The sequence below is a fragment of the Alteromonas sp. MB-3u-76 genome (assembly GCF_002831605.1).
In the GTDB taxonomy this organism is placed as follows: Bacteria; Pseudomonadota; Gammaproteobacteria; order Enterobacterales; family Alteromonadaceae; genus Alteromonas; species Alteromonas hispanica.
Genome location: NZ_CP025115.1, coordinates 1,156,729 through 1,172,050, shown reverse-complemented (window position 1 = coordinate 1,172,050; position 15,322 = coordinate 1,156,729). Strand labels below are relative to the sequence as shown.

Genomic DNA, 15,322 nt, shown 5'->3' with positions numbered 1-15,322 from the left:
ATCTTATGAAATATAAATTATTAGCCGTAGCAGTTGCGGCATCACTAGGCCTTGCCGGTTGTGGTCAACCAGAACAAGCAAAAGAACAGATGACCAAAGCAGAGCCTGCGGAACAACCAAAAACGGAAGCTGAACTGGGGTCATTCGGTGTAGACCTTTCTGCACGCAACGAACAAGTGAAGCCTGGTGACGACTTCTTTATGTATGCAAGCGGCACTTGGTACGACAACTATGAGCTACCCGCTGACAAAACTCGCTACGGTGCCTTTACGGCACTTGCAGAGCGCAGTGAAGAGCAAGTAAAAACCATTATTGACGGGCTAACAGAAAAAGAAAACCTGAATGCTGACGAAAAGTTAGTGAAAGACTTTTATGTTTCATTCATGGACACAGACACAATCAATGAAAAAGGAATTGCTCCGATCAGCGATGTGTTGGACACCATTAACAACATCGAAAGCACAAAAGATCTGACCGCAGCATTTGGTAAAAGCTGGCTATACGGTTACAGCACGCCTATTGGCGGTGGTATGTGGTATAACCGACTCGATCCTAACGAATATCAGCTAAGCGTTGGTGTGGGTGGCTTAGGTTTACCCGACAGAGACTACTACTTAAGCGATAGCGAGCGATTTGTAAAAATTCGCGAAGCCTATGTTGCGCATATTGAAGAGATGCTTACCCTTGCTGGCGAAGAGAACGCTGCTGAAAAAGCGGCAAATATTATGGCCCTTGAAACACAGCTGGCAGAAGTACAGTGGCCGCGTGAAAAACGCCGTAACCGCGATCTTACTCTTAACCAGATAGAGCGCAGTAAGCTTACAGATACTTACCCTGGCTTTGACTGGGATGTTTACTTCGCACAAATGGACTACCAAGTACCTGAGCTAAACATCACTCAGCCAGAACCGGTGAAAGATGTCATCAAGCTTATCAATCAAGCAGACCTTGCAGATTGGAAATCGTACCTTAAGTATCACACCATCTCTAATAATGCGGACTTGCTCTCAGAAGATGTCTATATGGCCAACTTCGATTTTTACGGTCGCACGTTAAACGGTCAGCAAGAGCCACGTCCGCGCTGGAAGCGCGCGCTAAGCCAGATGTCTAGCACCCAGTCACTTGGCTTTGCGATAGGCAAAATTTATGTTGATGAGTACTTCCCTGAAAGTTCTAAAACTCAGATGGCCGAATTGGTTGAAAATCTTCGCGCAGCCTTGGGTGAGCGCATAGACACACTAGACTGGATGGGTGAGGAAACAAAAGTAAACGCTAAAGAAAAGCTGATGGCTTTCCGCCCGAAAATTGGCTACCCAGATGAATGGCAGTCTTTTGATGGCGTCACGATTAGTGATAGCGACCTGGTTGGTAATGTTCGCAATTTACGTGAATTCTTCCATGCAGAGTCTGTTGAACGTGAGCTTAAAAAAACCGACCGTGAGCGTTGGGGCATGACACCACAGCGAGTTAACGCTTACTACAACAGTTCGTTCAACGAAATTGTATTCCCTGCTGCTATTTTGCAGCCTCCGTTTTTCGATCCCAATGCCGACCCTGCGGTTAACTATGGTGCAATTGGTGCCGTCATTGGACACGAAATGGGACATGGTTTTGATGACCAAGGCTCTAAGTCAGATGCAAACGGTATTCAAACTAATTGGTGGACAGACGAAGATCGCGCCGCATTTGAAGAAAAAGCAGACGCGCTTGCTGCTCAATACAGCAAATATGAGCCAATTGAAGGCAACTTTGTAAACGGTAGAAACAGTTTAGGCGAGAACATCGGTGATGTGGGCGGCTTGGCAATGGCATATCACGCTTACAAATTAAGCCTTAATGGTAAAGAAGCGCCCGTTATCGACGGACTTACTGGCGACCAACGCTTTTTCTTAGCATGGGCTCAAGTTTGGAAAGAGAAACGTACTGAGCAAAGTATGCTAAATCAGCTTCGCGCAGGTACTCACGCTCCAGGGCGCTTCCGTGCACAAGCACCTCGTAACCACGATGCGTGGTATGAAGCGTTTAACGTGCAGCCTGGCGATGAACTGTACCTTGCTCCAGAAGAGCGCGTACGTATTTGGTAATAGGTATTGAAAGACTGTATTCAGCCGAACTAGTAAGGATTGCTGGACGGATTCAGTTCAGCTGCTATACATGATTTAAACTGCTTAAGTTAAGAGGCATCATAGTAATCTATGATGCCTTTTTTATTGGGCCTAGGGTAATTTAGCGATGGAGATACGTAAAAACGTTACTAGATCTGTAATGTAAGCCCTGGAGTTGAATAGCACTTTTGATTTAGGTTTAAGGCTGATTAATAGCCCAAAATAACAAAACTTACGATTTGCCGTGTTGTGCTATCAAGTCTCTTACGTATTGTTTGATTCGAGTGACTGGCTCTGCAAAATCGCCATGTCCAACGCTTCCCATAGAATAGCGTAACCAGTAGCCATCAATTAATGCTGACGTTGATGCCGCTGCATGTCTTGCATGTGCTTTTGGCAAAAGTTGACGGTAGCTAAAGGCTAAATTGCTCTCTAAACGCTTATGATTAATACATTGAAGCCTGTGCAAGTTTTCATTATGAAGTGAAAGAGCCCAAAAGTTAAACCATGTATTCGTTGCGGAGGCTGCCCCTTGCGTTTGAGAGAAGTTATTTTCGATTATAAAATCTATGCGAGCTAGAGGGTCTGAAATCTTTTTGGTTATTTTTAGCGCCTCTAAAAGATAACGCATCGTCGCTTCAATCAGGCCCTGCTTATCGCCGAAATAATGGCTTATAATGCCTGACGACAACCCGGCTCGTTTGCTAATTAAGCTAATTGTTGTGCCGTGATACCCCACTTCGGCCATGACAGCTAAGGTTGCATCTATTAACTGTTTTTTGCGAATCGATTCCATACCGACTTTGGGCATACTACCACTCCTGCTTATCAACTTAACACGCGTCTCTGTGCGTTAAATGCCTCATAATTTTATGCACGCATTGTAAATATCAACACTCCTTTATTCCACTAACTTCACTCAGTAAGGCATAAAATGCGATTGTTGCACAAAAATAAACGACACAATTAAACTCACAAATAAAAAAGCTCCCTGTTCGTGAAGAACAGGGAGCTTTGTATATTAAACATTGCTTTGGCGGTTTACTCTTAACCGCGTAGCATCAATTAAGATTGAGCGGCTGCTTTTAAAGGCGCTTGATCGTCGGCATCACCATTACCGCCCACTTTCTTTTTTGCAAATACCAACGCTTCATGCAAAGTTTCAAAATTAGGTATACCTGGATGAGCTTCATTCACCCCTTCTAAAACCTTGTTAAGCTTTTCATTGGCTCCGCACAATATTAACTGCCTACCTGCCGCTAGAGCATCAGAGGTTACCGTATCAACCGCCATTGCGGCAGAAACATCCATAAGCGGTACGCGAGAGAAGTCTAGAATCGTGAACTGAGAGCCTGCAGGCACTCGTTCGCGAACGCGATGGCCAAGGTCTGCTGCAGCACCAAAGCTTAGCGGGCCGCCAAAACTAAAGATAGAAACCTTGTCTTTAAGCTCTTCAAACAATGCGTTCTCTTTCGGGTCGTTGAGCTCTTGAGGTATTTTTTGCAGCTCTTCAATTTGCAATTGCGCAACCTGCCTAACATACGCTAGCGCGCCAAGTACCACACCAACACCTACTGCGGTGATAAGGTCTACAAACACCGTTAAAGACAGCACTACTAGCATTAGAGCGAAGTCCCATCTTGGGCCTTTGTGAGCACGTTTTAGGTAGCCCCAGTCAATGATGTCTAGGCCAACCTTGACCAGAATACCCGCAAGTACTGCGTGCGGTATCTGTGCTGCAAGTGGGCTAAGACCCAACACGATGGCAAGCAATACGAGTGCATGCACCATACCCGACACGTTGTATTTACCGCCACTACGAATATTAACTACGGTACGCATGGTGGCACCTGCGCCAGCGATACCGCCAATTAAACCTGCAAATGTATTACCAATACCTTGACCAATAAGTTCTTTGTTACTGTCGTGGCGGGTACGCGTCATGTTATCCGCAACAAGAGACGTTAACAGACTGTCTATTGCACCAAGCAACGCTAGTACGAACGCAGCTTCTATCACCAACCATAGTTTACTTTGGTCGTATACAGGTAGCTGTAAGCTTGGTAAACCCGTTGGAATATTTCCAAGCACAGGTACACTTAACGCCAAACTCACTAAGGTACCGATAATTAGTGCCGCTAAAGCACCAGGAACATACTTTCCTAGCGACGCAGGCCATTTATAAGCAATGATAAGCGTGCCCAAACCAAGCGCTAGTGTAGAGAAATTGATATCTGCCAACGCAGTTGGAAGGTAAGAAAGGGCACCAATTGTTCCACCAGGAGGCTCATGGCCAAGCAATCGACCAATTTGCAGAATAATAATGATAGCGCCTATCCCTGACATGAAGCCAGATATCACTGGATAAGGAACAAGCCGGATGTACTGTCCTACGCCAAATAATCCGAAGGCTATTTGGAAAACACCGGCTAGCATCACTGCTGTGAAAATTAAGCTAGCGTCACCTGATAGACTGGCAAACAAGCCCGCCAGCACAACAACCATAGGGCCCGTTGGACCAGAAATTTGAGCGGGTGTACCGCCAAAAAGTGCAGCGAAAAAGCCCACTGCAATTGCGCCGTACAGGCCAGCCATAGGCCCAAGACCTGAAGCTACACCCAGTGCTAGCGCTAAGGGCAATGCAACGATACCGGCGGTTAAACCACCAGTAAGATCACCCCTTAAATTTGAAAAATTAACTTTTACCACAAATGTTCCCTCTTATTCAGCAGCGTTTGCACGTTTAAATCTAGCTTCAGCTTCTGACTGATCCATAGTGATAAAGTCACCTGTTTCACTGCTGTAACAAAGCATGTCACCGCTACCGATATTATACACCCAACCATGAAGTTCAACTTGACCTGTTGCAATTTTTGCTGCAACCGCAGGGTGAGTGCGAAGGTGCTGTATTTGTTGAAGTACATTTTCTTTGGTTACGGCTTCTAAATCGTCAATAGACAATTTATCGTGACCGCAGCGCTCTTTTACCACATCAGTGGCTACACGGCAGTGACCTAGCCACTCTTTTACATGAGGTAGAGAATCAAGCCCTTCTGGGTTAATTGCCCCTTTCATAGCGCCGCAGTCTGTGTGTCCACAAACAACAATGTGAGAAACGCCTAACGCTGCAACGGCAAACTCGATAGACGCTGTCATACCGCCTGTTTGATTACTGTGCGGTGGAACGATGTTACCCGCATTACGGCAAATGAATAGCTCACCCGGCTCTGTCTGGGTCACTAAGTTGGGGTCGATGCGAGAATCTGAGCAGGTTATGAAAAGAACTTCTGGATTTTGACCATTAGCTAGCTTTTGAAAGGTCGCCTTTTTGCTAGGGTACACTTCCTTTTGAAATTTGGTAACACCTGAAAAAACATGATCCATAGAATACTCCCGGTATTTTAATAGTTATAATGATATTAATACTCTAGTGTCACTTGATAGATTAATAGTTTAATATAGTAGCTCGTGATACCCAGTCGCTATCACGCTAGCGTTTTTTATTGAAAAATATAGTCGAAAGTAGGAAATATCAGCATGCAATTAGGCGGCAAAGCCCCTTCGTTTAACCAGATACGCTACTTTGTAGCTGTTGCTAAATACCTCAATTTTCGACAGGCTGCCGGCGCACTAGGTATTAGCCAACCCACGTTGACTAGCCAAATAAATGCGTTGGAGGACACACTCAATTTAACGCTTTTTGAGCGCTCCCGCACTGGAACCCTACTTTCACCGCAAGGTAAAGCCTTATTGGCGAGTGCAGAAGAGGTATTGCAATCAACTCAACGTTTTACCGAAATGGCTAGAGATCTGTCTAAAGGGGAAATCATTACCTATCGCCTCGGCATTCCCCCTACACTAGGCCCTTATCTACTTCCGTTTGTGCTACCTGACTTACACAAACTTAAACCGGGGTTGAGATTTTACGTGAGGGAAGCCTCTCCTGATGATCTACAACACGGTTTATTACGAGGAGAATATGATCTGATTTTGTCGCCACTTTCGACAGAAAACTCCCAATTAATTACCTATCCCCTTTTCAAAGAGCCACTTAAATTTGTCACGCCTTCTGACCACTTCCTATCCGGCAAAGCCTTCGTGCATCCACAGGATATCAGTGGTGAAAAAGTACTTACGCTGGAAGATAGACATCATTTCCATCATCAGGTACAGCGAATATGCGAAGATATTGGTGCAGATTTACAGCGTGATTACGAAGGAACGAGCTTAGATACATTGAGGCAAATGGTTGTGATGGGAATGGGAGTGGCATTTTTGCCCGGCCTTTATATTCACTCAGAACTGCACAAACCTGAGGCTCTGCATGTCTGTGAAATTGCAGATATGCCTATAGAAAGGCAGCATTCACTAGCATGGCGAAATACCTCACCCAGCAGACAAACATTCCGAGAGATATCCATAATTCTAAAGCGGATAATCGAGGCGAGACTGGCAGATGCCGTAAGCATGTGTGATTAGGGCTTTATTGAATGATTGATAGACAACACCTGCGTATTGTAAAAGCAATACAAACACACGGAACAATGACAGAAGCAGCTAAGTCGTTGTTTTTGACACAATCAGCGCTAAGTCATGCTATGAAAAAATTAGAGCATGAGTTTGACGTTCCTTTGTGGCAAAAAGAGGGAAGGCATTTAATACTCACTCAGGCAGGAGAGAGTTTGCTGGGCTTGGCTCAGCGCATACTACCTCAGTTCGAACATACCGAATCGCAGCTTCGTAGATTTGCACAGGGAAAGCAGGGAATTTTGCGTATTGGTATGGAGTGCTACCCTTGTTTTGAATGGCTGCTCAAAATAGTGGCGCCTTTTTTAAAAGCGTTCCCCGATGTTGATGTGGATGTACGAAGGGCCTTTTCCTTTGGTGGGCTTCAGGCATTGCATGGGTATGATATTGATGTGCTGATCACCCCTGACCCTTTGCATTTAGATGCCATTACTTATACGCCCGTTTTTAGTTACGAGCAGGTATTAGTGATGCACAACGACCATGAGCTGGGCGATAAAGCATTTATAACACCGCGAGATTTAGTTAAAGAAACACTTATTTCATATCCAGTAGAGAGAAGTCGGCTAGATATCTTTTCGCAATTTCTAACGCCTGCCAACGCGTCGGTGAAAAGCCATAAAACAATAGAAACGACTGAGATCATTTTACAAATGGTGACGGCAGGCAGAGGAGTAACTGCGTTACCGAAATGGCTTGTAGAAGAATCGAAAGAATGTGAGAGCCTTATATATAGGTCTCTTGGCGAGAAGGGTTTAGAGAAAACCTTGTACGTGGGGCATAGGAAACAGTCAGATACACTAGGGTTTATTGACAGTTTCGTTGCTATGGCCATAGAGCAAGGTAAACAAGCAAAACGCACGGAGTAATGCCTCCGTGCACAATAACTATATATGTATAGAATACCTGGCTTACAATGCGCTTAGCTATAAAAACAAAGGTATGCCGAAGCTGACGACACTTTGACATCAAAAGACACATTCGCATCTACATTAAACTCGGTGCCCGCTGGAAAAGACTCCCAACTTTCACTGCCTGGTAGTTTTACTGTAAGTTCGCCCTCAACAACTTTCATAAGCTCTTTTTTAGTCGTATCGAAAGTATATTCCCCCGGCGACATAACGCCCGATGTACAAGGCCCGCTAGCCGATTCAAATGATATTGAGGTGACTTTGTTATCAAAGTAGTGATTCACTGCAAATGTCATGGTGTGTTCCTATCTGTGTTTTAAGAAAAAGAACGTTTTTAGTTAAAACGTCATTGTTGCATTGGCGGTTTTGCCGTGCGATTTGTCGCAATGCTTCAGAGCATTGCGTTTATGAGTTTATGTATAAAGAAAATTAGGGGGTTTACTAGCGCGCTTTTGACCTAGCTTTTAGTCCAAACCAGCATCATATTGTTTGCTGGCATCGATATTTGCTCACTTAGCATTAAATTTGGCGCCCAACTCAACAGGTCGTCAATATCACGGTAACCGCCATAGCCTCGCTCAACAAGCGATTTATGAAATTCTTCATTACTTGCTGATGAAAAAGCCCCAGCTTGGGTAAAAGGCCCGTATTGGCAAAACACTCCCCCTTTGGGCAAGTGGTTCATTACCGATTTCATCAACAATTCTACTTCGTCTTTCTGCATGATATGGGCGGTATTGGCGCTAAAAACTCCGTCGAAACTACCTTCTGGAAATGAATCAACCCCAACGGTATACTCTATTGGCTTAGCTAAGTTGGGTAGTGAAGACTCACTTACCCATGCATTAATTCCGTCGTGATAATGTACTTGGTCGCTTGTTTGCCACAATAAATGAGGCAAATGAGCAGAAAAATATGACGCGTGTTGGCCAGTACCACTGCCAATTTCAAGCACCTGTTTACTGTTAGCAAACGCCCTTTTTAACACGGCTAAAATAGGGCGCTTGTTGTTTTCACATGCTTGACTAAATGGCTTATCCATAACTTTGTCATCCATTCTGATTATTAACGACAGCGGCAGTTAGCGGGCTCTAATCGCTTAAATTTGGCCCCAGCCATTTTTCAGCTTCTTCCAGCGTCCAGTTTTTACGCTTCGCATAGTCTTCAACTTGGTCAGCTTGAATTTTTGCTACTGCGAAGTATTTGGACTCTGGATGGGCAAAGTACCACCCGGACACTGACGCTCCCGGCCACATTGCGTAACTCTCGGTAAGTTTCATCCCGGTATGTTCCTGGGCAGCAAGCAGATCCCAGATAAGCTGTTTCTCAGTATGCTCTGGACATGCAGCATAGCCTGGCGCAGGTCTAATACCCTGGTACTTCTCTCTTATTAACTCATCGTTATTCAGAGTTTCATCTGGCGCATATCCCCAGTATTTCAGTCGAACCTGTTGATGCAGATATTCAGCAAAGGCCTCAGCGAGTCGATCAGCTACCGATTTAACCATGATCCCGTTGTAATCATCGCCCGCTTTTATATAAGTGTCTGCTAGACTGTCTTCACCTATTCCACTAGTCACTGCAAATGCACCGACATAATCGGCAATGCCGCTTTCTTTATCCGCAACAAAGTCGGCAAGGCAGTAGTTGGCAAATTTGTCCTTCTGGGTTTGCTGACGCAGGTGATGGGCGACGCCTTTCACAGTAGTGCGGCTCTCATCTGCGTAAATCTCAATATCATCCCCCAACCTATTGGCAGGGAACAACCCAATAACCCCTTTTGCCTGCAAGGCTTTATCTGCAATGATTTTGTCTAGCATTGCGTTCGCATCTGCAAACAGTGAAGTTGCCTCTTCACCGACTACCTCATCATCTAGAATACGGGGGTACTTACCCGCCAGTGACCAAGTTAAAAAGAAAGGAGTCCAATCTATGTATTCACGCAATGTGGCTAGATCAGCGGTAATCGGTGTAACACCAAGCTTTGCAGGCGTTACCGGCGGTGTGGAAAAATCAACCTGACAGCTGTTCTCCCGCGCTTTTTCTAACGTGACGGGTTTACTGCGCGGCTTCTTGCGCGCGTGTTGGTCGCGCACGGTATCGTACTCTTTAGCTAGCTCTGTCGCATAGATATCTCTAGAGCCTTTATTGAGTAGCTTCTGACACACTCCCACGGCGCGGCTTGCATTAGGTACATAAGCAACTGGGGCGTGATAATTTTGCTCGATTTTCACCGCGGTATGAGCTTTAGACGTAGTAGCTCCGCCAATTAACAGCGGCATATCAAAGCCCTGTCGCTCCATTTCTTTTGCCACATGTACCATTTCATCGAGAGACGGTGTAATGAGGCCCGATAAACCTATCATGTCCACATTCTCTTCTTTGGCTTTTTGAAGAATATTTGCAGCGGGTACCATCACACCCATATCGATGACTTCAAAGTTATTACATTGCAGTACAACACCTACGATATTCTTACCAATGTCGTGTACATCACCTTTTACCGTTGCGAGCAATATCTTTCCATTACTCTTATTGTCATCTGACTTTTCTGCTTCGATGTAGGGCTGCAAGTGAGCAACCGCTTTTTTCATAACTCGCGCAGACTTCACAACCTGTGGCAAAAACATTTTGCCTTCACCAAACAAGTCCCCTACTACATTCATGCCATCCATCAATGGCCCTTCAATAACATGAAGAGGGCGTTCTGCTTGCTGTCGAGCCTCTTCAGTATCGTCAATAATATAGTCGGTAATACCCTTTATGAGAGCGTGTTCTAAACGCTTGTTTACACTCTGCTCTCGCCATGAGAGATCTTCTTTTGCAGCGGCTTTGCCGTCGCCCTGAAACTGTGGCGCAATATCTAACAAGCGCTCTGTACCATCGCTGCGTCTATTTAAAATAACGTCTTCTACAGCTTCGCGAAGCGCTTGTGGAATTTCGTCATAAACTTCAAGCTGACCCGCGTTAACTATTGCCATATCCATACCGGCTCTAATAGCGTGGTACAAGAATACAGAGTGCATGGCCTCGCGAACCGGGTTGTTGCCGCGAAAAGAGAACGAGATATTCGATAAACCGCCTGATATATGGGAATAAGGGCAAGTTTGGCGAATAACGCGAGTGGCTTCAATAAAATCTACAGCGTAATTGTCGTGTTCTTCAATACCCGTTGCTACAGCAAAAATGTTGGGATCGAAGATAATATCTTCTGGAGGGAAACCAATTTCTTCTGTTAGAACCTTATAGCTTCGCTGACAAATTTCTACTTTACGCGCTTGCGTATCTGCCTGCCCCTTTTCGTCGAAGGCCATTACTACCGTTGCAGCGCCATAGCGTTTAATTTTCTTTGCCTGGGCGAGAAATACCTCTTCACCTTCTTTTAAGCTGATAGAGTTAACGATAGCTTTGCCTTGGACACATTTCAGTCCAGCTTCAATCACGTCCCATTTTGAAGAGTCAATCATAATAGGTACACGACTAATATCAGGCTCAGACGCAATAAGATTTAAAAACGTCACCATTGCCTGCTTAGAATCAAGCATGGCCTCGTCCATGTTGATATCTATTATTTGTGCCCCGCTCTCGACTTGCTGGCGTGCAACGTCTAAGGCAGCTTCATAATCGCCTTCTAATATAAGCCGTTTAAAGCGAGCTGAACCGGTAACGTTCGTTCGCTCACCAATATTAATAAATGTAGAAAATCCTGCGCTCATATTGCCCTCCTAGTGTACAAACGGCTCTAGGCCTGACAGACGCATTTTTGGTTCAAAAGCTGGTACTACTCGAGGTTTAATGTCTGCTACTGCCTCTGCAATATCCCGAATATGATCGGGCGTGCTACCACAGCACCCCCCCACAATATTAACCAGCCCTGACTCAGCCCATTCTTTGATATGTGTGGCCATTTCAGGCCCTTCCATATCATATTCTCCGAACTCGTTTGGTAACCCTGCATTAGGGTGGGCAGAAATAAAGCATTCGGCGATAGCCGCTACTTCGTCAACATACTGACGGAGCAAGTCTGGACCCAGTGCGCAATTAAGGCCGAAAGAAAACGGGTTAACATGACGCATCGAATAATAAAACGCTTCCGCTGTTTGGCCAGAAAGCGTGCGACCGGAGGCATCGGTAATTGTGCCCGATACCATGACTGGTAAGGTAACGCCTACTTTTTCAAATGTTTGCTCAACCGCAAACGCCGCTGCTTTTGCATTTAATGTATCGAAAATAGTTTCCAGCATAATGAGGTCGGCTCCGCCCTCAATTAGCGCTTCTGTTGATTCACTGTAAGCCTCCACCAATTCATCGAAGGTAACATTGCGTTTCCCGGGGTCATTAACATCAGGAGAAATCGATGCCGTGCGATTAGTGGGCCCTAGCACGCCAGCAACAAAACGAGGTTTATTTGGTGTTTTAGCGGTATATTCTGCTGCCGCCTTTTTAGCTAGCTTTGCTGCCGACACGTTTATGTCGCGAGAAGTAGCCTGCATATCATAGTCGGCCATAGCGATAGTGGTGGCGTTAAACGTGTTTGTTTCGATAATGTCAGCGCCTGCATCTAAATAATCACAATGAATTTGATAAATAATATCAGGCTGAGTGAGGACAAGAAGATCGTTATTACCTTGAACATCGCAATGCCAGTTAGCAAACTGTTCACCGCGGTAATCAGCCTCTTCTAGTTTATGCTGTTGGATCATCGTGCCCATAGCACCATCAAGCACTAAAATTCTTTCCTTTGCTGCACCGGCTAAACTTGCCTGTGCATTTGAATCAAAAACGTTTTTCACTCATTACCTCTTTGGCTGTGATTTTTCAGCTAACTGACTCAGATCGTAAGGTGTAGTTTGGTAAACGTAATAGTTTAACCAATTTGTAAATAACAAACTTCCATGAGAGCGCCACTGAACTATTGGCGACTTGGTTGGGTCGTTGTCAGTGAAATAATTTTTAGGTATCGCCGGGTTTTGACCCGAGTTCAGATCCCGTAAATATTCATCTTTCAACGTCTCTGCTTCGTACTCAGGGTGTCCGGTGACAAACACCATTCGCTTGTCTTCAGACGCTACAATATAGGCTCCAACTTCATCCGACTCGGCTACAACGTTAAGCCCCTCTACACCGTTATACAGTGAGGTATCGATATGGCCATAGCGAGAATGTGGCGCTGAAAATGTTGGGTCGAACCCTCTGAGTAATTCGTTGTTCGGGTCGTTGACGTTATGCTGATAAACACCTGAGAACTTTTCTTCTCGCAGCTGCCGCGTTACACCGTAAAAATGATACATTGCTGCATGTGCAGCCCAGCACAAGTAAAGCGTAGAATTAACGTGACGCTGAGCCCACTCTAGGATTGTTGTCATATTATCCCAGTATTTCACGTCTTCATAGTCGAGTAGCGCAAGGGGGGCACCAGTTACAATTAAACCATCGTATTTTTTGTTCGCCACACTGGAAAACTCGTGATAAAACGCATCCATGTGCGACTGCGGCGTATTTTTGGGCGCCTGATTGTCAATACGAATAAAATCTACATTGATTTGAAGGGGAGTATTCGACAGCAAGCGCAGCAGCTGCACTTCAGTCTCAATTTTGTTTGGCATTAAATTAAGAATGCCAACTTCAAGAGGGCGAATTTCCTGACTTGATGCTCTATCCATATCCATGGTGAATATATTTTCACCCAGTAAAACATTCTGAGCAGGAAGTTGCACAGGAATACGGATTGGCATAATTAACTCCAGTCGAAGATTGCGATGACTGTATTGTGGCGAATACTATGAATATGTCAACATCTTTACGTCTAGACGTCTAAACAGAAAGTGAGTGCCTGCCGAGAGTGCTACAAAAATTAGTTATCCGCTAGCGCACTGAAGGTGAGCAATTAACGGCTCATATATTCGTGATATTCACTATTTTTGCGACTTGTGAACCATTACCAACATTTCGGCTTCAGCACGAGGTATATCACAAGACTCTATGATTTCTTCTATACTCGCACCTTTTTTAACTAAATCTGCAGCACGCTGATATAACTTTAAAGAAGGATCTTGAAATTTGAGGTCGCGAACCTGACTTTCCAGCTCTTGTTGCTTTTCTTCAACGCGTTGTAAATGCTTGCTTATTACCAAACTTCTCGCCTGCGCTTCTGTTTGTTGGTTATTCGCATCAGTTACTTTTGTTGACATCACTGCAAGTTCGCTTGTCATGCTACCCTGCAATTCTTTTAACAACCCAGCCGTGCGGCGTAAGTTTGCATATAACACGCAAGTAACCGCAATAAGCCCAAGAAGGACAACAGCAATGATAATTTCGACAAGAGAAGGAGCAGCAAGCTGCAAATCCATGTGCTACACACCTAACTGAGGAAGAGATACAAAGAAAAAGCTGACGCAATCAGCGTCAGCTTCGCTTTAAATTAAATACTACTTAGTTCATCCCATTCTTCGTCGCTTAGTAACTTGTTCAAGTCAACAAGAATAAGAAGCTCGCCATCGCGATTACTAACACCTTGAATGAACTTAGCACTTTCTTCAGTGCCCACGTTAGGCGCACTGTCGATTTCAGAAGATTTCAAGTAAACCACTTCTGCTACGCTGTCCACCAGTATGCCGACCACCTGCTCGTCTGACTCGATAATAACAATTCTGGTGTTATCGGTAACTTCCGTAGGCGGTAAACCAAAGCGCGCTCGCGTATCAATAACGGTAACCACGTTACCACGCAGATTGATAATACCCAAGACATAGTCAGGCGCGCCCGGAACCGGTGCTATCTCGGTATAACGCAGGACTTCTTGTACCTGCATAACATTAATACCGTATGTCTCATCACCTAGGCGATACGTCACCCATTGAAGGACTTCATCGTTGGTGTCCGTACCGTTATTTTTCATTTTTTCATCGCTCATGAACCTGGCTCCCGTACTATGGCGTCTGGTCGTTGCTGCCTAAGCCTTTGTTAAGCATAGATATTAATTCTTCAACGTCAATTAATGCACACATCTTTTCTTTAACCATCCCTGCTAACCAAGGACGTTTACCTGTAGATTCGCGCCATTTGACATCATCTTTTGTTAAATTAACGGTGTTTACCAGCTTTTCGCTAGCCAACCCCCATGCACTTTCTCCCAACATGATTAGGTAACGATAGTCGAGAGATTCAGCAAGTGCCTCGTTATATTTCTCTGGCATCACCCACTTCGCTGAGTCTACTACATTCAGTTTAGACTCTCTGTGTAACATTACACCCATAAACCAGTCTGGTTTTCCAAAAAGTGGTGCAATTTTATCAATTTGGTGGATACCACCAAGCGTAGTTAATGGAACCGCAAGCGTTAAACCCGCCACCTCAAAGAATAATGCTTGAAAGCGAAAATCTAGACTATCCTTTAATGCAATTTTTGTTTGCGCATGTGCGGCGTTTTCATCTGCTGGAGTGATATCGTCTTCAACACGAGTTTCTCGTATTTGCACTTCTTCAATATTCAGCTCATCTTCTACAGCAGTGCTTTTTTCTGACGCTACCGCAGGCTCAATTATTTCAACATTCTGCGAAAGTGGCACATCGCATTTGACCACAGGTTCATCAGCGATATGCTGTGATGCCTGCTCTAAAAGTTTAGCAGCTCTTACCGTTGCATCATCCACTTCCACATTATCGGACACCACCTGATTTGCACTGATATCTACGGATACAGCGGGCTCTTTCAGCAGGCTATCTAGGTAGTCTTCCATAACGTCTTCACGGGCAAATGGAGATTGCTTACTCATTGCT

General features: G+C 44.8%; 14 protein-coding genes. 3 read left to right on the top strand and 11 right to left on the bottom strand.

Features of this window, described 5'->3' with window-relative positions:
- The first annotated feature begins 5 nt into the window (after positions 1-5).
- Entirely contained in the window at positions 6-2,084 is a 2,079-nt protein-coding gene (locus tag CW735_RS05280; protein ID WP_071979631.1) for a M13 family metallopeptidase, read from the top strand.
- A gap of 253 nt (positions 2,085-2,337) precedes the next feature.
- On the opposite strand, the gene betI is transcribed toward CW735_RS05280, so the two are convergent.
- The 3 genes from betI to CW735_RS05265 form a co-directional block, all read right to left on the bottom strand.
- A complete protein-coding gene (betI, locus tag CW735_RS05275; protein ID WP_083595383.1) occupies positions 2,338-2,901 on the bottom strand; it encodes a transcriptional regulator BetI in 564 nt (187 codons plus the stop codon).
- A 269-nt stretch (positions 2,902-3,170) separates the two neighbouring features.
- A complete protein-coding gene (locus tag CW735_RS05270) occupies positions 3,171-4,814 on the bottom strand; it encodes a SulP family inorganic anion transporter (RefSeq protein WP_071979633.1) in 1,644 nt (547 codons plus the stop codon).
- Between the two features lie 12 nt (positions 4,815-4,826).
- Complete coding sequence (locus tag CW735_RS05265) at positions 4,827-5,489, bottom strand: carbonic anhydrase (RefSeq protein WP_071979634.1); 663 nt, start codon at positions 5,487-5,489, stop codon at positions 4,827-4,829.
- Between the two features lie 153 nt (positions 5,490-5,642).
- Between CW735_RS05265 and CW735_RS05260 the strand changes: the two genes are divergently transcribed.
- Both CW735_RS05260 and CW735_RS05255 read left to right on the top strand, forming a co-directional pair.
- The gene (locus CW735_RS05260) at positions 5,643-6,584 is read left to right on the top strand and encodes a hydrogen peroxide-inducible genes activator (RefSeq protein ID WP_071979635.1); all 942 of its coding nucleotides are present in this window, start codon (positions 5,643-5,645) and stop codon (positions 6,582-6,584) included.
- A gap of 11 nt (positions 6,585-6,595) precedes the next feature.
- Entirely contained in the window at positions 6,596-7,501 is a 906-nt protein-coding gene (locus CW735_RS05255; protein WP_071979636.1) for a LysR family transcriptional regulator, read from the top strand.
- 53 nt (positions 7,502-7,554) lie between these two features.
- Here the strand turns inward: CW735_RS05255 and ppnP are convergent, their stop codons facing one another.
- The 8 genes from ppnP to CW735_RS05215 form a co-directional block, all read right to left on the bottom strand.
- On the bottom strand, positions 7,555-7,839 hold the full coding sequence (ppnP, locus tag CW735_RS05250; protein WP_071979637.1) for a pyrimidine/purine nucleoside phosphorylase: 285 nt from the start codon (positions 7,837-7,839) through the stop codon (positions 7,555-7,557).
- Positions 7,840-8,000: 161 nt separating this feature from the next.
- A complete protein-coding gene (locus tag CW735_RS05245) occupies positions 8,001-8,585 on the bottom strand; it encodes a DUF938 domain-containing protein (protein WP_071981250.1) in 585 nt (194 codons plus the stop codon).
- Positions 8,586-8,634: 49 nt separating this feature from the next.
- Positions 8,635-11,259: a methionine synthase gene (gene metH, locus CW735_RS05240; protein WP_083595252.1), complete on the bottom strand. Its 2,625-nt coding sequence runs from the start codon at positions 11,257-11,259 to the stop codon at positions 8,635-8,637.
- 9 nt (positions 11,260-11,268) lie between these two features.
- The gene (locus tag CW735_RS05235) at positions 11,269-12,336 is read right to left on the bottom strand and encodes a homocysteine S-methyltransferase family protein (RefSeq protein ID WP_083595253.1); all 1,068 of its coding nucleotides are present in this window, start codon (positions 12,334-12,336) and stop codon (positions 11,269-11,271) included.
- Positions 12,337-12,339: 3 nt separating this feature from the next.
- Positions 12,340-13,278: a homoserine O-acetyltransferase MetA gene (gene metA, locus CW735_RS05230; RefSeq protein WP_071979638.1), complete on the bottom strand. Its 939-nt coding sequence runs from the start codon at positions 13,276-13,278 to the stop codon at positions 12,340-12,342.
- 180 nt (positions 13,279-13,458) lie between these two features.
- Positions 13,459-13,893 carry a DUF2802 domain-containing protein gene (locus CW735_RS05225; protein WP_071979639.1) on the bottom strand — a complete coding sequence of 145 codons (435 nt, stop codon included), beginning with the start codon at positions 13,891-13,893 and terminating at the stop codon, positions 13,459-13,461.
- A 71-nt stretch (positions 13,894-13,964) separates the two neighbouring features.
- The gene (locus tag CW735_RS05220; protein ID WP_071979640.1) at positions 13,965-14,456 is read right to left on the bottom strand and encodes a chemotaxis protein CheW; all 492 of its coding nucleotides are present in this window, start codon (positions 14,454-14,456) and stop codon (positions 13,965-13,967) included.
- A gap of 16 nt (positions 14,457-14,472) precedes the next feature.
- Positions 14,473-15,318, bottom strand: a complete 846-nt coding sequence (locus tag CW735_RS05215) for a chemotaxis protein CheW (RefSeq protein WP_071979641.1) — start codon at positions 15,316-15,318, stop codon at positions 14,473-14,475.
- Between the last annotated feature and the right edge of the window lie 4 nt (positions 15,319-15,322).